Raw genomic sequence first — 16,421 nt, forward strand, 5'->3', positions numbered from 1 at the left:
CATGACTTCCCTACCGTTGGACGCCGAGCACCGAGCGTTCCGCGACCTCGCGGAGAGTTTCGTCGCCGATCGAATTGTGCCCCACCACGAACAATGGGAACAGGCTGGCAGCCTACCCGCGTCGATGTTCACCGACGCCGGATCGCACGGGCTGCTGGCGTTCTCCGTCCCCGAAGAGTTCGGCGGTCCCGGGGTCGATGACTTTCGATACAACACCATCATCGTCGACGCTCTAGGGCGCCAAGGCGCGGCCGCCGCCGCGATCGCATTCTCCCTGCAAAACGACGTCGTCCTCCCCTACCTCACCGATCTCACCAACGACGAGCAGAAACAGCGCTGGCTCAGCGGCATCGTGACCGGCACCAGCGTCCTCGGAATCGCGATGACCGAACCCGGCACCGGCAGCGACCTCGCAGGCATCGCGACCACCGCGGTGCGCGACGGCGACGACTACGTCGTCAACGGTGCCAAGACCTTCATCTCGAACGGCCAGAACGGCACGTTGTTTGTGGTGGCAGTTAGGACCGGTCCCGAACGGCACGGCGGCCTAACGCTGCTCGTGGTCGACGCCGACACGCCCGGATTTAGTCGCGGCCGCAATCTCGACAAGATCGGCCTTCACGCCCAAGACACCAGCGAACTGGCCTTTACCGACATGCGGGTTCCGGTGCGCAATCGCCTCGGTGCCGAAGGCGACGGCTTCTATCAACTAGTGCGAAACCTGCCGCAGGAACGACTGTCGTTGTCGGTCGGTGCGGTTGCCGCCGCCGAAGGCGTCTTTGCGGCGACGCGAGAGTACGTCGAGCAGCGTCGTGCCTTCGGCTCACCCATCGGATCATTTCAGAACACCCAGTTCGTGATGGCCGAGATCGCGACAGAACTCGACTTGGCCCGGACATTTCTCAACGACTGCATTGTCGAACACGTGGCGGGCGAACTCACTGCGGCCCGCGCTGCGAAGCTGAAATGGTGGACCACAGAATTGCAGGTCAGGGTTGCCGACCGTTGCCTTCAACTGCATGGGGGCTACGGCTACATGCGCGAATATCCGGTGTCACGAGCGTTCGTCGATGCCCGAATTCAGACGATCTACGGCGGTACCACCGAGATCATGAAGACGATCATCGCGAAAGATCTAGGTCTGTAGGCCCAGCTGACCGCGTGTTTAGGCGAAAACTACCGTCTTGCGGTCGTGCACGAGGACGCGGTTCTCCAGATGCCAGAGCACACCGCGTGCCAAAACCAGCGTCTCGATGTCGCGACCCTGGCGGACCATGTCGGCTGCCGAATAGTCGTGCGTGATGCGACTGACGTCTTGCTCGATGATCGGACCGGCATCCAGATCGGCGGTCACATAGTGGCATGTGGCACCGATAAGTTTCACGCCGCGGTTGAACGCCTGGTGATACGGCCGCGCACCGATGAAGCTCGGCAGGAAGCTGTGGTGAATGTTGATCGCCCGACCCGCCCACGCTTCGCACAGCTCGGCCGGAAGGATCTGCATGAAGCGCGCCAACACAATCGCATCGGGGTTATAGCCGTCGACGAGGCGTCGCACTTCCGCGAACGCCGCGGCCTTGCCGTCGGCCGGGAAGGGCACGTGATGGAACGGCACGTCGAAGCGGGCGGTGATCTCTTCAAGATCGCGATGATTGCCGATGACCGCGCACACCTTGGCCGGGAGGTCGCCGCGTTCGGCCCGCGCCAACAGGTCGGTGAGACAGTGGCTGTCTTTGCTGACCAGGAGCACCACCGACTTCGGGGCACCGGTGTCAGTAACTTCCCATTCCACCTCGGGACCGAACATGGCAGCGACATCGGCGAAGCGGCTACGGAACTCATCGACGGTCATGCTGACCGAATCCGCCCGCACCGCCTGGCGGGTAAAGAACCATCCGGTGGTCTGATCGGAGTGGTAGGCGGCCTCGGTAATCCACCCGCCGACCCCTGTCAGGAAACCAGACAGAGCAGCGACGATACCTGTGCGGTCAGGGCAGCCGAGGGTCAAAACGAAGCGTCGTTCACCGTCATCAGATGAGATCTGGGAGTTGGTCACCTCTCTAAGTGTGCCAAGCTCGAATTCGTGATCAACACCAACCTGACCAGAGCGGCCGTCGCAGCGATGGTCGACCACACAATTCTCAAGCCCGAAGCAACCCTTGCCGACGCCGAAAAGACCATCGCCGAGGGCCTCGAGCTCGGCGTGTACGCGGTCTGCCTGTCGCCGTCGATGCTGCCAATCGACACCGGCTCGGCGAAGACCTGCGTGGTGGCTGGCTTCCCGTCGGGCAAGCACCATTCGCTCGTGAAAGCCGCTGAAGCCCGCCTCGCTGTCGACACCGGGGCCGACGAGGTCGACATGGTGATTGACGTCGGCGCTGCGGTCGCCGGCAATTACAACGAGGTATTCGCCGACGTTATGACGGTCCGGGAAGGCATCGGCCCCGACGCGGTTTTGAAGGTGATCGTCGAATCGGCAGTACTGCTGGAAACTATCGGCGACGAGGGTCTTGCCGAGGTGTGCCGGCAGGCGGTGAAAGCGGGCGCCAACTTTGTGAAGACGTCGACCGGTTTCCATCCCGCAGGCGGCGCCAGTGTTCACGCCATCGAGGTGATGCGCGCGGCCGTGGGACCGACCATCGGAGTCAAGGCCAGCGGCGGTATCCGCACGGCCGATTTCGCCGCCGAACTCATCGCTGCGGGTGCTTCCCGCCTCGGACTGTCAGGCACACGGGCCGTCTTAGACGGCTTCCCCGAGTGAGTAGCCACGCCGGAAATTCTTCGCTTTTCTGTCACATCCACACGCCGACGGTCTGCATTTCCGTCACCGATCGCGGCGTGTGGTGACGGTCTGGTCGAATCGTGACAGAAAAGCGGAATTTGAGCGAAGCGAAAAGGGGCTACATCGAGCAGCTGTTGCCGCCCTGGCCGCCGGTGGATTCGGCGGCGGACTTCAAGTTCACGTCCTTGCCTTGGAAGGCGAAGTCGATGCCGTCGGTACCGACGTCGAGTTTGGTGACTTGGATCTGCTTGAAGAGCGGACCAAACATGCTGGCGGTGACTTGGTCGACGATCGGCTGGGCAAAGTCCGTGCCGATACCAAAGATCAGCGCGGTCGCTTCCTTCACCTCAAAGGTCACCGCACCGTCTTTCAAGACCGGCTTTAGCGTGACGGTGACCGGGACGGGAATGATCGTGAAGTTGACGGTCGTCTCGATCTTCAGGGTCCCCGCCGACTTGTCCGCAGAGATCTTCTGGATCGGCGACTGACCCCCACCGGTATCCGAGCTCAACGCCGTGATCCGCTCGTACGGAAGGTAGCCATTGCCACCCAGCGCTTTGACCGTTCCGCCGTCGGTGCTGATGCCTTCGGCGCGCGCATGAAGTCGCATCGTGCTGCTGCTGCCGTCAGTGGTATCGACCTGAACCCACGGAACCTCGCCACTGACGACGGAGAACACGATGGGGCTCCGCGACACAGACACATCGGTACTGGCACCGGTGAGGTTCTCGAACGACGTCTGCAGGCAGTTGGTGACCTTGTGACGCATATACAGCTCGGTCCCGACGCCCGCGATGATCAGCGCCAGTACGACCGCCAGCGCGACCAACCCGATGGTGCGACCCCGCGGCCGCTTCTTCGACGGCGAGGTGCGGACCGCACCGGGCGACGTCGGCGGCCCGGGTGGACCGGCATTGACCGGCGGAATCGGTTCGAATGCGCTGGAATCGAGCGCCTCCATCTGCTTGGTCGGCGGGTTCCCGGCCTGCGAATAGGCCTGCGTCTGCGGCCCCGGGATGTTACGAATCGGCCCGGTGATGACTTCCCCGGTCGGCGTCTCGTCGATCGACGAGCCCGCATCGTCGGGCACCGTTTCCGCTTCGGGCAGGCTCGGCTCCGGCACGCTCGCTTCCGGATCGGTAGCCGGTGCGGGCTCGGCAGGCTCTACCGCTTCAGCGGGTTCAGCATGCGGCACGGTGGGGTCGTCGATGTTCGACGCGTCGTCGTCGGGCTGCGGCGGTCGCTGCTCATCAGTCATGCGGTGCGGTCCGATCCAGGCGGGGAATCTCTCGGGCGTTAGCCAAAACGGCCAGCGCCGTGCGCGCCTTGTCTGTCAGGGCCAGATCGATGTCATGAACACCGGCCTGCACCGTGGAGTCGTATTCCGCGACAACGCTACCGAACGGATCTAAGAGCCGACTATGCCCTATCCCCGTAGGAGCTGAGGACTTCGCGACTTCGGGGTCGGCAGGCGAGGCCTGTCCAACGGCCACGATGAACGACGTCGAGTCGAGAGCCCGCGCTGCGGTGAGGGTCTCCCACTGGGCCTGCTTGCCCGGGCCGCTCCCCCACGACGTCGGGACTGCGATGACTTGAGCGCCGCGACGCGCGAGCTCGGTGAACAGGTTGGGGAATCGAATGTCGTAGCAGGTGGCGATACCAATGCTGGTGCCGGCGACGTCGACGACAAGCGGCTCGGAGCCGGGCGCGATGGTCCGGGATTCCGCGAAATTGAAGGCATCGAACAGGTGGATCTTGTGATAGCCGACGGGGTCGCGCCCGGGCCGGGCAACCAGGATCGTGTTGTGGATTCGTCCGTCGGCGGCCGGGGTGAACATTCCGGCGATGACCGTGATCTGCTGGTCGTCTGCCAATTGAACGACACTATTGGCCCAAGGGCCGTCGAGCGGTTGTGCTACCGAGGTCAAGGGCACACCGAACCGACACATGGCGGCTTCGGGGAACACGATGAGTTCGGCACCGTTGGCTGCGGCATCCCGTGTTCGATCACGGATTACTTCGAGGTTCTTGACCGGATGCTCACTTGAGCTGATCTGCGCCATTGCCAGTCGCATGAATCTCCCTCAGATGGACTTCGCTACCTCTGATAGAGAGTAGATCCCTCGGGACCGCGAGTGCTGCTGATGAGCTTGGCGAAGCAGTGATCTTTGTCGAGTCCATTACCGCGACACCATGCCAGCGCGGATTCTGCGGTGGCGAAGCCCTGTGCCGATACGGTCACCATCCAGCCACTTTCGGAGAAGACCGGCCATGCACTGGAGTCGATCAGCTTGACCTGCGGGTACCGGCTTTGCATCGCCTGGAACTCGGACAGGATCGATCGGTTGTCCCACGTCCGATTCTCGGCATAGAGGCCGGGACGCTTTGCACTGATCTGCGCGGTCCACCGGTCGGCGAGCGAACTGCGGAACAGGGCGGCGTCGGTGGTGATTTGATTGCGCAGTTGGGTTGCCGCTTCAGTTTCCGGATCGGCAACGACTGACGTCACGGTCGGCTGCGCCTGCGGTTGCTGCTGTTGCTGCTCGGTGACGGCGGCTTGGTCGGCGACTGGGTCGTCGCCGGAGTTGGCGACTTTGATCCACACAAATGCGGCGGCAGCCAACAGGATGACGATGGCTGTGAGCGCGACGATCATGAATACCGGCGGCTTGGGCTTCTCCGGCGGCATCGCGTAGGTCGGGTACTGCTGCGGATAGGCACCGCCCGGGTAGCCGGGTCCCGGCATCGGGGCGTGCGGCATCGGGGCTTGAGGCATCGGGCGCGCGGCGGTCTCGGCAAAATTATCGACACCGGGATACGGCCCGAAACTGGAATCGTTTGGCTGACCAGGTGTTGACATGCGCCCATGGTAGTACTGACTTCCGGCATCTCCGAGTATCCACCCAAACGGATGACGGCCCCTCAACTCCTCGATCGAGTCACGTCAGACGCCTGCGGGCGAGACCAACTCCCACGGAACTGTCAGCAGGTTATCGACGCGGCGCCCGCGCGGGATGGACACGTCGACGCCGGAGTCGCGGAGCATTTCGCGGGCGTAGCGCCAGCGGTCGCGCGGGCCGAAAACCTCGTGCCCGGCCGCCCGGTCCCAGCAGCGGTCAGCCGTGGAAAGAAGTTCGTGAATCGCTTCGCCAGCCACATTGTGGTGGATCAGCGCCTTCGGGAGTCGCTCGGCCAATTCCGAAGGATGCCGCGTGTGCCCGGGCGACCACGACAGCGTCAACTGCAGGGGCCGCTGCGCGTCGAGCAGGATCCAGCAGCATCGGCGTCCGATCTCATCGCACGTCCCCTCGACGATCACCCCGCCCGGCGCGAGGGATGCCTGCATTTGCCGCCACGCCTCGGCCACCTCGTCTTCGTTGTACTGGCGAAGCACGTTGAAGGCTCGGACCAGATTGGGCCGCAGTCCGGCAAGCTCAAAGCCGCCGAGCGCAAAGCGGACGCCGTCGCGCGGTTCAACGATCCGTTCCGGGTCGATCTCCAGGCCGACGAGTTCCAGGTTGGGGATGCGTTTGCGAAGTCGCACAGCCATCTCGACCGCAGTGTCCGGGCGTCCACCGTAGCCGAGATCAACCGCCAACGGGCACGGCACATTGCACGCGGCCCTAATACGTGGATCGGCAGCCATCTCCCGATCGACACGGCGAAGCCGGTTGATATTGGTCGTTCCGCGGGTTACTCGCCCCTGGGGTCGTCCGGCTGGTGGGCCGGACCGCTTCACCCGAGGTTGTCCTGGACCCAGCTAGAGGTGAATTCAGCTTCACCCCGGAAGAGGTCGACAAGGTTTACCAGCATCAACTGCTCGAGCTTGGCGTTGACGAACGGGATGTAAACCTTGACCTCGGTGGTCTTGCGGATGGTGGAGCCGGTTTCGGTCGGAAACAGCTCCTGCGCGCCGGTCAACGACCCGGGGCCAGCGGGAATCGACGCCATGTAGGTGCCAGCCGTATTGGACGGATCGAAAGCACCGTAGGTTTCCACCCGGGTGATCAACATGTCCTTGAGCATCACCGTCTGCGCAATCGGCGGCAGCATGTCGCGCGTGATCGTCTGGTGCAGAACGACGCGGACGCCGTCGCCACCGACCTCGAACTCTTCAACATTCGAGATCGGCGTCAGCTCACGGAACCCCTCCATCAGGTCTTCCCAGTACCTCTTCTGTGAGAGCGCCTGGTAGATCGTGTCCGGAGCGTGCGTGTAGCGAGCGGAATAGCTGAGCCGTCGTGCCATGTGAGACAGCCTAACGGCAGATTTAGCCCTGTTGGAAATCGACGGTCGCGTCGCGTTCGGCGTCGAGCAGTTGGCTGACCTGTTCGATGATGGCCTTTTCGATCTTGCCGCCGACGAACGGAATCGACACGTCGGCCTCGCCCGAGTACTGCGCAACAGCGGGATTACCTGCGATGTTAATGTCGCCGCGGATCTTGGCGGGCGCGCCACTCACCGAGGCGTTCATGGTTCCGGCAATGACGTCGCCAACCAAACGGAAGTCGATGGTCCGCGGAATTTCAACATCGCCGGGACGGACCGCAGTCACCACCGACGGCAAGTTTTCCGCACCGACGCCCTGCTTGGTCACCACGGTCACCTCGTCACCGTTGATGGCGAAGGACTCCAGCGAGCCGTGTTCTGCATTGGTCGCCTGCAGGAGGTCCCGCCAGTACTGCTCAGTGCTAATCAGGGCCCACAGCGTGGCGACCGGGAACGGGTAGTTGACCGAATGCTCGAACTTGCTCGACATGGAAGCCAGGCTACCGTTACTGGCGTGACTGATTCACACCACATGGCAAGTTCACCGGACACCACCCTCGCATCGTTGACGACCCTGCGCCTGGGCGGACCAGCCAAGGCTGTCATCGAGTGCGGTAGCACCGAGGCTTTGGTTCAGACCGTCCGTGACTTGGATGCCCGAGCCGAGTCCGTGCTGTTGATTGGCGGCGGCTCCAACCTGGTAATCGGCGATGACGGGTTCGACGGGACGGCGGTCGTTATCGCATCCTCCGGGATCGAGTATGGCGAGGAAGACGGCCGCCCGTTTGTCACCGCCGAAGCCGGAACTGACTGGGATGCGTTGGTCGCCGCCACCGTCGAATCCGGATTCGGTGGCCTTGAGTGCTTATCTGGAATCCCGGGGGCCGCGGGCACCACCCCGGTACAGAATGTTGGTGCCTACGGTGTCGAAGTGGCCGATGTCCTGCGCCGCGTTCGACTGCTTGACCGCACCACCGGAAATATTTCGTGGGTGGGTCCCGACGACCTCGAATTGGCCTACCGCACAAGCAATTTGAAGGGACGCGACAGCCAGGTAGTGCTGGCCGTCTCGTTCTGGCTCAATCCGGAACAGCGGTCGGCGCCCATCGCATACCGCGAGTTGGCACGTGCCATCGACGTCGCCGAGGGCGGCACCGCCAATGCTGCAGATGTCCGGTCGCGCGTCCTTGAATTAAGAGCAAGCAAGGGCATGGTGCTCGACCCCACCGACCATGACACCTGGAGCGCGGGGTCGTTTTTCACCAACCCGATCGTCGCCGAGGGCGACCTCGACGCCATTCTGAAACGCATCACCAACCGACTCGGTACCGACGTCTCCGTCCCGCGCTACCCCGCCGACGCCGGCGTGAAGCTCTCCGCGGGGTGGTTGATTGAGCGTGCAGGGTTCACCAAGGGCTTCCCGTCCGACGACGCTCCAGCACGCCTGTCAACCAAACACACGCTCGCATTGACGAACCGGGGGTCGGCCACGACCGCCGATCTGCTGGCCCTCGCCGGACGTGTGCGCGACGGAGTATGCGAAGCGTTCGGTGTCGAACTGCACCCCGAGCCCGTGTTCGTGAACTGCGCGATGCCCGAAAAAAACTAAGTGCCGGCTAGCCCGCTGCCACGCTCACGTCGGCGAGGAGTTCGTCAATCAGTGCGTTAAAGGCGTCGGCACGCTCGATCGGCACCATGTGGCCTGCGCCCTCATAGCTGGTGTAGGAGTGCAAGAAGCCGCGGCTGCTGAGGATGGTGGCCATCTCCTGAGCGTGCTTAACCGGCGTCAATAGATCCGCAGAGCCGACCACCACCGATGTCGGAACGGTGATCCGATCCAGCCCCGACAGCACGTCGAGCGGATACATTGCCGCGCCCCACGCCGCACGAGCCTTCGCCGAGCAGGCTGCGACGATCTCGTCGGTGAAATCGACGTAGGCCTTTCGCACCACCGGTCCCAATGTCACGTAATGGGAAAACAGCGAAGTCGTCGAGTTACTCGGCAGCGGAAGGGGCGCCGAAGTGAAGAACTTCGTCAGCACGGCCTTGCCCGGACGCGCCAGTGCAGGCAGCGAATCCGGGATCAGTTCTTGACGCTGGATCACGCCCAACCCAGCCGTGGAGACCAAAACGATGCCGGAAATCTTTTCTTCCATGCCCGCACCGAACTGCTGCGCCCACGACATGATGGTCATGCCGCCCATGCTGTGGCCCACCAGCACCGCACGCTTCCCCTCGGGGATCATTGCCTCAAGCACCGCCTGCAGGTCTTGCCCCAGCATGTCGACAGTCGGCCGGTTTGGGCCCAACTCCGACAGTCCGTGACCGCGTTGGTCGTAGGCGATGACCGGACGCGAGCTACCGAAGTGGTTGAACTGCGGGTTCCAGAACGAGGTATTGCACGTCCACCCGTGAATGAGGACCAAGATCTCGTCCGAGTCGTTCACATCGCCCGAGGCGACTACATGCAAGAGCGCACCATCCGGGGTGCCCACCACCGACGACCGCATGGCGTGCGTTGGCTGCTCCAGCAGCGGATCGGGTCCATCGTCGATCGGCTTCGGGTATTTGAGTACCTCGCGGAGCATCGCCGAGCCGGTGATTGCGAACTGTGCCGCCGTCGCCCCGGCGAGACCGATTGCGGAGTACAAGCCCCATCGCCGGGCGGTAGCCCATTTGCTGTTCGCCACGTTCTTCCCCGTCATTCCTTGACCTTCCCCATTTGATTCCCACCCGTACGGTCCGCCTCGACGTCGGCCTCACCTTCCACCGTCGCGTCGAAGAATTTGGTTGCCTCGCCAATCGCACGCGAGATCTCGTTATCGAGGGCGCGCATGAATGTGGTTTCTACGATCTCGTGCGCCATCGGTCGGACGGTCTGAATGAGTTCGGCGATCTTCGCCAGTTTTTCCTCACCCAGGTTTGGCAGGTTCTCGTCGAAATAGGTGTCGGTGATAATCGTGACGAAGCTGCGCGCCACATCCGTCAGGTCCTGCTCCACGCGCACCCACCGGTCGAGGAGGACATCGATGTCAATGCCGCCCTTCACCAGCGCTTCGGCACCCTCGAGCACTTCGGGATTCCGGATCGCGTAGTGCGTCCCATCCTTGGTCAGCAGCCCCAACTTTTGACTCAGGCTGATGGTGCGCTCACTGGCACCCAACGACTTCTTGAGCTCCGTGAAGGTGATGGTCGCCGCCCGTTTGAAGCTGCGAATGCGGCCGCCTTTGGCGGGTGCCCGCAACACGTGCTCCACCTTCATTCCGTAGTGAGCAGCGTGCAGCAATTCACTGATCGTGGCGAAGGTATAACCGCGTTCGAGCATGCGCGAAATCAGGTTCAGCCGGACAAGATGTTCGTCGGAGTACCAGCCCGTGCGACCGCGAATCGTCGGCGGCGGCAGCAGCCCGCGGTCCTGGTAGACGCGAATGTTCCGAACACTGACGCCGGAAACCTGGGCCAGTTCGTTGATGCGGAACTCGTTCATGTGCCAGCGTCTACGCGTTCTTCCGGAACCACGAACGACCGAGGACGTCGTCGACCCGGACTCGGACATCGACGACGTAAACGAGCACGGCCGTGACTGCTGCGAGGAAGAACATGAGGCCAAAGCCGAACGTGGCCTGAATCAGGAAGATGACCACAGCAGAGACGGCGAGGACAGCCACCCAAAAGGTCTTCGACTGCGCATCCACGGCGGTGAAGGCATCCGGTCGGGTGATTGCCGCGTGCACGAGTGCCACCAGGGCCGTAATCCCCGAGACGAGGGTGATGGCGATCAGGATGTACAACTGCGCGTAATGGACGAAAACTTCTGTGCTCACGATTCCACCTTAGTCACTTGAGGCCGACTCGGAATCGGCAGTGACCGCAGATTCGGCACGTGGCGAATCGGCAGTCGCGGCGACCGCGCCGTCGGTTTCCGACGTCGGGTTCTCGCGGCGGAAGGAATCGTAGATTTCCAACAGCATCTGCTTTTGCCGTTCGCTGATGGAACTGTCGGCGAGCAGCGCATCCCGGACCGGGCTGGCTGGCCGCGCCTCCAAGATCCCGGCCCGGACGTAGAGAACCTCCGCCGAAACGCGCAGCCCCTTGGCGATCTGCGAAAGCACGTCTGCGGACGGTTTACGCAGACCACGTTCGATCTGCGACAGGTACGGGTTGCTCACCCCGGCGCGCTCGGCAAGTTGGCGAAGCGAAACCTTGGCCGAGAGTCGTTGGCTGCGAATGAACTCGCCAATATCTTGCGCCGCGTTGGCGACCGCCTCAACGGTGCCTGCATCGGGTGCCCGGTCTGGATGCTTTGGATCGGATGTCATGTGGACGTAATGCCTCCTGCGGTCAAGTATCACCGCCGCCCGCTAACAGATGCAAGCACCGCTAGGAGAACAGGAGAACGGAAACCGTATAGATCGTGAGACCCGCCAGGGAGCCGACAACGGTGCCGTTGATCCGAATGAACTGCAAATCACGCCCCACCTGCAGTTCAATCTTCCGACTGGTCTCCTCCGCATCCCAGCCGCGCACAGTTTCGGTGATGACCGAGATGATCTCGGACGAATAGTTGTCAGCGATGTGGCGTGCACCTCGAACTGTCCAGCCGTTCATTTTTGCCTGCAGCGGTTCGTCGTCGCGGATCCGCTGAGCCAACTGCACAACGGCGTCGGACAGCGAGGTGCGCAGCGTGGATGCGGGGTCGTCGAGCATCTGCTCGATGACGGCCTTGCCAGCCTGCCATGCGGTCGACGCCGCGCCCGTCACTTCATCGCGCCCAAGCAGTTCTTCTTTGAGCCCCTCAAACTTGGCGATCATGGCGTCGTCATATTGCAGGTCTTGAGCAAAGTCGGCGACAAACTTGCCCATCGCGAGCCGCAATTCATGGTTCGGATCCGACCGCACCTTGTAGGTGAATTCGGTGAGCTCGCGATAGATTTTGTCGCCGACCAGATTGTTGACGAACTTCGGCGTCCAGGCCGGACCGTCCCGGTCCACCACTCGATCCACCAGGGCCTGCGAACCGAGCGCCCACTCGTGGGCACGGTCGCACGCCAACTGGATGACCGGTTCCAGCCGGTCCTCGGAAACCAGTTGTTCGAGAATGCGCCCGGCTGGCGGCGCCCAGACCGGTTCTGCCGCCCATTTCAAAACTGCCTGGATAAAACGTTCGATGTCTTCATCGCCGAGCATTTCCGAACCCAGCCGGAACACCCGCGACACTTCGTCGTTCACGCGCTGTTTGTTGGCCGGATCGGCAACCCACGACGCGAGTCGGCGCGGTAGGTCGAGTGATTCGACGCGCGTCTCGATCACCTCGCGCGTCATGAAGTTCTCTTGGACGAAACCACCCAACTGATCACCGATCTGGTCCTTCTTGCGAGGGATCAGCGCGGTGTGCGGAATCGGCAGTCCGAGCGGCTGTCGAAATAGTGCAGTCACGGCAAACCAGTCGGCCAATGCGCCAACCATCCCGGCCTCCGCCGTGGCCCTAACGTAGCCAACCCACGTCGCGACGTCGGCACCGTCGCGGTGTTCCAGCCACCGCATAACGAAATAGATTACTGCCGCGAAAACCAGCAGGCCGGTGGCGACGATCTTCATTCGTCGCAGGTCACGGGCACGTTTTGCATCGGCCTCGGTCAGCCCAGCAGGCACTGACAGTGACGCGGGAGCACTCTGAGGTTGCATGAAGGTTGACGACACTCATCCAGTGTTCCGCACAAACTACTAGTCTTTCTAGTGATGCCCAACCCGCCGATCCCCACAAATGCCGCACGCGCCGCCGTGAATGCGGCCGCTGTCCTGACCCGCGAACTGGAACAGCGCATCCTCACCCCCGCCGTGGAAGCCGTCGCTTCGGACGGCCGCAAGCAGCGTTGGGAGGCTCACAAGCAGGAACGTCGGGCCGAATTAACCACCGGCACGATCGACGCCGTCCGCGCGCTAGGCCCGGATGCGGGGATGGACGACATCGCCCGCCACATTGGGGTGTCGAAGACGGTCCTGTACCGCTATTTCGCCGACAAGAACGACCTGGCCGCAGCGGTCACGCTCGCCTACGTGCAAACGACAGTGCTGCCCCGCCTGATCGAAGCACTCTCCGGAGACATCGGCGATTACCCGCTCGTCCGCGCGGTAATCCACGTCTATGTCGACATCGTCTCGACCGATCCGAACGTTTACCGGTTCACCATGAACCGCCCCGCTGGCAGTCGTGCGGTGGCCGCCGATGCCGAACGCATCTTTGCCGGGGCCCTCGCCTCCACGTTGCGGTCGCGACTCGCGTCCCGCGGCGCCAGCACCGCCGGCGCCGCTATTTGGGCGCAGGCGATGGTTGGTGCGGTCACGAACGCGGTACAGGAGTGGATTGCGGCCCCAGACCAGACGTCGGAAGCCATGGCCGACCAGTTGACGATGCTTATCTGGGGCGGCGTCGTCGCGATTGTGAACGCCGACGGTGACAGCGAACGCTTTTCTGCGAATCCGCCAATGTTCCTCCCCGTCGACACCAGCGAATAGTGAGAGGCTCCACTTGTGAGTAGTTCAGGTTCTTTGTGGTCGGTTCCGCCTTCGTCTGCGTTGCGCGTGCGCAACACCGGTCCCATCAGCGATTTTGATGCGAATTCGACGCCGGGATTCGACGGCGACCGGGGCGACGGCGAAGCCCTCCTCGCCAAGACCGGTGAGCGGTTGGCGCAGTTGCAGGAGATGCTTTACGCCGAAGGCCGCTCGGGCGGCAACCGCTCGGTGCTGCTGGTGCTGCAAGGCATGGATACCGCAGGCAAGGGTGGCATCGTCCGGCACGTCGGAGGATTGATGGATCCGCAGGGTTTGTCCGTAGTCGGCTTCGGAAAACCCACCGCCGAGGAACTCTCCCACGACTTTCTGTGGCGCATCCACCGCGCACTTCCGGGCGCTGGCAGGATCGGCATCTTTGACCGTTCACATTACGAAGATGTGCTGCCTGTTCGGGTTCACAATCTGGTTCCCGAGGACACCTGGCGGGCTCGCTACCAACTGATCAACGATTTCGAAGCCGAACTGGTTGCCGCCGGCACAACGGTCATTAAGTGCGCGCTGGTCGTGTCAAAGGAGGAGCAGCGCGCTCGCCTCACCGAGCGTCTAGAGCGGCCCGATAAGTTCTGGAAGTACAATCCGAACGACGTCGACGAGCGCGCCCTTTGGGACGACTATCTCGCGGCCTACCAGGACATATTCGATCTCACCGACACCGAAACTGCGCCGTGGTTCATGATTCCGGCCGACCGCAAATGGTTCTCGCGCCTAGCCGTGTCCGAACTGCTGCTGGATGCACTGGATTCACTCGACTTGGAGTGGCCGCCCGCACAGTTCGACGTGAAGGTCGAAAAGCGGCGCGTCGCCGAGATGAGTTAAGCGGGAAGACGCAACTGAGCCCCGACACCGTGACGTGTCGGGGCTCAGTTTCTACAACTGGTCTTACTTAGCGGTGGGCTCTGCCTTCTTGGCTGCGGGAGCAGCCTTCTTGGCGGGAGCAGCCTTCTTCGCAGCAGGCTTCGCTGCAGCGGCCGGCTTGCGGGTGGCAGCGGCGCTGACCTTCTTAGCGGCGGCATCGGCGTCAGCCTTGGCCTTGACTCCTGCTTCTTCGATGTCAGCAGCGGCGTCGAGCAGCTTGTCCGAAACCTCGTCTGCGGCAACAGCGGCATCTTCAACGCGATCGGCAGCGCGGCCAGCCAGAGCAGCAGCGCGCTCGCCGACGGAGCGGGTCTGCGACGAGACGGCGCCGAGCGCATCCTCGGTCAGCTCAACAGCTTCCTGGTAGACCTTCTCGACGCGAGCGATGTTCTCCTCGACGTACGGGGTCTGACGGAGACGCTCCACAGCGCCTTCGCCGCGCTCAGCAAGCGTGTTGTACAGGCCGGTTGTGGCCTCGATGTACGGGTTTGCGACCTTGAGGATTTCCTCGGTGGTCAGCTTGCCGCGGATTTCCTCGATGCTCGGGAAGTCGGTCGGCAGTTCAGTCAAGCGGGTACGAGTCTCGTCGAGACGAGCCTGGGTGCGCTCACGCGAAGCCTGTGCGCGGGCCTTCAGCTCGGCGAGTGCGTCCTTGACTTCCTGGACAGCGACATCGCCAGCGCCGACGACGGCGTAGACCGGGGTGGGGAAAGTACGTTCGGCGGTGCTCATGGCAACTCCTTGCATTGCTTTGGATCGGGTAATACCAGCATGCCGCAAAGTGCTAACTAAAGCTAGCGCTACAGCTAGCAGAGTGGTCCATATCACCGGGAGTTCGCCGGCAGACTCGTGAATTTTTGTCGTCTGAACAGCGGAGTTAGCTGGTCGCTACATTCCCACCAGCCTGATTAAATTAGCTAACCGCTAGCAAACGTCGGCCGCAGAGTCCCAGTCTTCCCCGAGTTGTCAGCACCCAGTGCGACAACCAGCGGCAAGCGCTTCAGCGCGACACGACGGCCGGCTCGTCGTACGTGTAGAAACCGTGGCCCGACTTCTTCCCCAGTCGTCCAGCCTCCACCATCCGCAGCAGCACCGATGGCGGCGAGTACAGCGGCTCCTTGAACTCGTCGTACATTTTGTCGGCAATCGCCTTGACGGTGTCGAGTCCAACCAGATCGGCGAGCTTCAACGGGCCCATCGGGTGGGCGCATCCGAGCACCATCGCCTTGTCGATATCTTCCACTGTCGCAAAGCCGCTCTCGACCATCCGCACCGCCGACAGCAGGTACGGAACCAGGAGTGCGTTGACGACGAAACCCGAGCGATCCGCCGAGCGGACCACCTGCTTACCGAGGACGTCGTAGGCGAATGCTTCGGCCCGCGCGCTGACCTCGTCGGAGGTCATCAGCGTCGTCACTAGTTCAACCAAGGGCAGCACCGGAACGGGATTAAAGAAGTGCATTCCGATCACGCGGTGCGCATTCTCGGTGGCCATCCCCAACTTCATGATCGGGATGGACGAAGTATTTGAGGCGAGGACCGCATTCGGGTCTGTCACCACTTTGTCGAGCGCACCAAAGACGGCAGCCTTCACGTCTTCGTCTTCGACAATCGCCTCGACAACCAACTGCCGGTCGGCGAAGTCGTCGAGGTCAGAGGTGAAGCGCAGACGCCACGATGCCTGTTCACGCTCACGCTCGGTCAGTTTTCCGCGACTGACGCCGCGGTCAAGCGACTCCATAATTCGAGCTCGGCCAGCGGCCAGCAACTCCCGCGATGACTCGTACACCAGCACGTCAACATTGGCCCTGGCGCAGACCTCAGCGATGCCCGCACCCATCTGACCGGCACCGATAATGCCGACGCGCGAAATCTTCTCGCTTGTCATGTCAAGGCTCCTGCCGTGTTATGCGCGGTCACGCCGAAGTACTGGAAGTCC

At 62.6% G+C, this 16,421-nt stretch carries 19 protein-coding genes; 5 read left to right on the forward strand and 14 right to left on the reverse strand.

From position 1 onward, the window contains the following. Position 1: 1 nt before the first annotated feature. Entirely contained in the window at positions 2-1,147 is a 1,146-nt protein-coding gene (locus AC1L34_RS11950; RefSeq protein WP_424294631.1) for an acyl-CoA dehydrogenase family protein, read from the forward strand. 18 nt (positions 1,148-1,165) lie between these two features. Here AC1L34_RS11950 and purU read toward each other — a convergent pair whose 3' ends face one another. Further along, positions 1,166-2,056, reverse strand: coding sequence for a formyltetrahydrofolate deformylase (gene purU / locus AC1L34_RS11955; RefSeq protein WP_480034805.1), 891 nt, complete (start codon positions 2,054-2,056; stop codon positions 1,166-1,168). A gap of 27 nt (positions 2,057-2,083) precedes the next feature. Here purU and deoC point away from each other — a divergent pair, with 27 nt between their 5' ends. Further along, positions 2,084-2,761, forward strand: a complete 678-nt coding sequence (gene deoC, locus AC1L34_RS11960; protein WP_424294633.1) for a deoxyribose-phosphate aldolase — start codon at positions 2,084-2,086, stop codon at positions 2,759-2,761. Between the two features lie 139 nt (positions 2,762-2,900). Here the strand turns inward: deoC and AC1L34_RS11965 are convergent, their stop codons facing one another. The 6 genes from AC1L34_RS11965 to AC1L34_RS11990 form a co-directional block, all read right to left on the reverse strand. Beyond that, the gene (locus tag AC1L34_RS11965; protein WP_424325243.1) at positions 2,901-4,040 is read right to left on the reverse strand and encodes an LmeA family phospholipid-binding protein; all 1,140 of its coding nucleotides are present in this window, start codon (positions 4,038-4,040) and stop codon (positions 2,901-2,903) included. Beyond that, the gene (locus AC1L34_RS11970; protein WP_424323889.1) at positions 4,033-4,857 is read right to left on the reverse strand and encodes a carbon-nitrogen hydrolase family protein; all 825 of its coding nucleotides are present in this window, start codon (positions 4,855-4,857) and stop codon (positions 4,033-4,035) included. The genes AC1L34_RS11965 and AC1L34_RS11970 overlap by 8 nt, the downstream gene beginning before the upstream one ends. 23 nt (positions 4,858-4,880) lie before the next feature. Further along, complete coding sequence (locus AC1L34_RS11975; protein ID WP_424323888.1) at positions 4,881-5,642, reverse strand: hypothetical protein; 762 nt, start codon at positions 5,640-5,642, stop codon at positions 4,881-4,883. Positions 5,643-5,726: 84 nt separating this feature from the next. Next, a complete protein-coding gene (locus AC1L34_RS11980) occupies positions 5,727-6,521 on the reverse strand; it encodes a class I SAM-dependent methyltransferase (protein WP_424323887.1) in 795 nt (264 codons plus the stop codon). After that, positions 6,518-7,030 (reverse strand): DUF2505 domain-containing protein, encoded by a 513-nt coding sequence (locus tag AC1L34_RS11985; protein WP_424323886.1) that lies wholly within the window; start codon positions 7,028-7,030, stop codon positions 6,518-6,520. Before AC1L34_RS11985 ends, AC1L34_RS11980 begins: the two co-directional genes overlap by 4 nt. Before the next feature lie 22 nt (positions 7,031-7,052). Beyond that, positions 7,053-7,541 carry a DUF2505 domain-containing protein gene (locus tag AC1L34_RS11990; protein WP_424294639.1) on the reverse strand — a complete coding sequence of 163 codons (489 nt, stop codon included), beginning with the start codon at positions 7,539-7,541 and terminating at the stop codon, positions 7,053-7,055. A gap of 24 nt (positions 7,542-7,565) precedes the next feature. Here AC1L34_RS11990 and AC1L34_RS11995 point away from each other — a divergent pair, with 24 nt between their 5' ends. Then, a complete protein-coding gene (locus tag AC1L34_RS11995; protein ID WP_424323885.1) occupies positions 7,566-8,660 on the forward strand; it encodes a UDP-N-acetylmuramate dehydrogenase in 1,095 nt (364 codons plus the stop codon). A gap of 7 nt (positions 8,661-8,667) precedes the next feature. Here the strand turns inward: AC1L34_RS11995 and AC1L34_RS12000 are convergent, their stop codons facing one another. The 5 genes from AC1L34_RS12000 to AC1L34_RS12020 all read right to left on the reverse strand — a co-directional run bounded on the left by AC1L34_RS12000 (position 8,668) and on the right by AC1L34_RS12020 (position 12,736). Beyond that, positions 8,668-9,756 (reverse strand): alpha/beta fold hydrolase, encoded by a 1,089-nt coding sequence (locus AC1L34_RS12000; RefSeq protein WP_424294641.1) that lies wholly within the window; start codon positions 9,754-9,756, stop codon positions 8,668-8,670. Next, positions 9,753-10,538 (reverse strand): MerR family transcriptional regulator, encoded by a 786-nt coding sequence (locus AC1L34_RS12005; RefSeq protein ID WP_424294642.1) that lies wholly within the window; start codon positions 10,536-10,538, stop codon positions 9,753-9,755. Before AC1L34_RS12005 ends, AC1L34_RS12000 begins: the two co-directional genes overlap by 4 nt. A gap of 10 nt (positions 10,539-10,548) precedes the next feature. Then, positions 10,549-10,875, reverse strand: a complete 327-nt coding sequence (locus AC1L34_RS12010; RefSeq protein ID WP_424294643.1) for a DUF2516 family protein — start codon at positions 10,873-10,875, stop codon at positions 10,549-10,551. Between the two features lie 9 nt (positions 10,876-10,884). Further along, entirely contained in the window at positions 10,885-11,370 is a 486-nt protein-coding gene (locus AC1L34_RS12015) for a helix-turn-helix domain-containing protein (RefSeq protein WP_424294644.1), read from the reverse strand. A 61-nt stretch (positions 11,371-11,431) separates the two neighbouring features. Beyond that, positions 11,432-12,736, reverse strand: a complete 1,305-nt coding sequence (locus tag AC1L34_RS12020) for a DUF445 domain-containing protein (protein ID WP_424294645.1) — start codon at positions 12,734-12,736, stop codon at positions 11,432-11,434. A 54-nt stretch (positions 12,737-12,790) separates the two neighbouring features. Between AC1L34_RS12020 and AC1L34_RS12025 the strand changes: the two genes are divergently transcribed. Further along, positions 12,791-13,567, forward strand: coding sequence for a TetR/AcrR family transcriptional regulator (locus tag AC1L34_RS12025; RefSeq protein WP_424294646.1), 777 nt, complete (start codon positions 12,791-12,793; stop codon positions 13,565-13,567). A 15-nt stretch (positions 13,568-13,582) separates the two neighbouring features. Further along, complete coding sequence (locus tag AC1L34_RS12030; RefSeq protein ID WP_424294647.1) at positions 13,583-14,443, forward strand: PPK2 family polyphosphate kinase; 861 nt, start codon at positions 13,583-13,585, stop codon at positions 14,441-14,443. Positions 14,444-14,506: 63 nt separating this feature from the next. Here AC1L34_RS12030 and AC1L34_RS12035 read toward each other — a convergent pair whose 3' ends face one another. Together AC1L34_RS12035 and AC1L34_RS12040 are read right to left on the reverse strand one after the other, a co-directional pair. After that, positions 14,507-15,214, reverse strand: coding sequence for a heparin-binding hemagglutinin (locus AC1L34_RS12035; RefSeq protein WP_424294648.1), 708 nt, complete (start codon positions 15,212-15,214; stop codon positions 14,507-14,509). A 268-nt stretch (positions 15,215-15,482) separates the two neighbouring features. Then, entirely contained in the window at positions 15,483-16,370 is an 888-nt protein-coding gene (locus tag AC1L34_RS12040) for a 3-hydroxybutyryl-CoA dehydrogenase (RefSeq protein ID WP_424294649.1), read from the reverse strand. Positions 16,371-16,421 lie beyond the last annotated feature (51 nt).

The sequence above is a fragment of the Gordonia sp. 34D genome, from assembly GCF_056682775.1.

Coding starts and splice junctions, on each gene's coding strand:
- AC1L34_RS11965 (WP_424325243.1), bottom strand. CDS start 4,040: ATGACTGATGAGCAGCGACCGCCGCAGCCCGACGACGACGCGTCGAAC.
- AC1L34_RS12000 (WP_424294641.1), bottom strand. CDS start 9,756: ATGACGGGGAAGAACGTGGCGAACAGCAAATGGGCTACCGCCCGGCGA.
- AC1L34_RS12035 (WP_424294648.1), bottom strand. CDS start 15,214: ATGAGCACCGCCGAACGTACTTTCCCCACCCCGGTCTACGCCGTCGTC.
- AC1L34_RS11975 (WP_424323888.1), bottom strand. CDS start 5,642: ATGTCAACACCTGGTCAGCCAAACGATTCCAGTTTCGGGCCGTATCCC.
- AC1L34_RS12040 (WP_424294649.1), bottom strand. CDS start 16,370: ATGACAAGCGAGAAGATTTCGCGCGTCGGCATTATCGGTGCCGGTCAG.
- AC1L34_RS12005 (WP_424294642.1), bottom strand. CDS start 10,538: ATGAACGAGTTCCGCATCAACGAACTGGCCCAGGTTTCCGGCGTCAGT.
- AC1L34_RS11990 (WP_424294639.1), bottom strand. CDS start 7,541: ATGTCGAGCAAGTTCGAGCATTCGGTCAACTACCCGTTCCCGGTCGCC.
- AC1L34_RS12020 (WP_424294645.1), bottom strand. CDS start 12,736: ATGCAACCTCAGAGTGCTCCCGCGTCACTGTCAGTGCCTGCTGGGCTG.
- AC1L34_RS11985 (WP_424323886.1), bottom strand. CDS start 7,030: ATGGCACGACGGCTCAGCTATTCCGCTCGCTACACGCACGCTCCGGAC.
- AC1L34_RS11950 (WP_424294631.1), top strand. CDS start 2: ATGACTTCCCTACCGTTGGACGCCGAGCACCGAGCGTTCCGCGACCTC.
- AC1L34_RS11970 (WP_424323889.1), bottom strand. CDS start 4,857: ATGCGACTGGCAATGGCGCAGATCAGCTCAAGTGAGCATCCGGTCAAG.
- AC1L34_RS12025 (WP_424294646.1), top strand. CDS start 12,791: ATGCCCAACCCGCCGATCCCCACAAATGCCGCACGCGCCGCCGTGAAT.
- AC1L34_RS12015 (WP_424294644.1), bottom strand. CDS start 11,370: ATGACATCCGATCCAAAGCATCCAGACCGGGCACCCGATGCAGGCACC.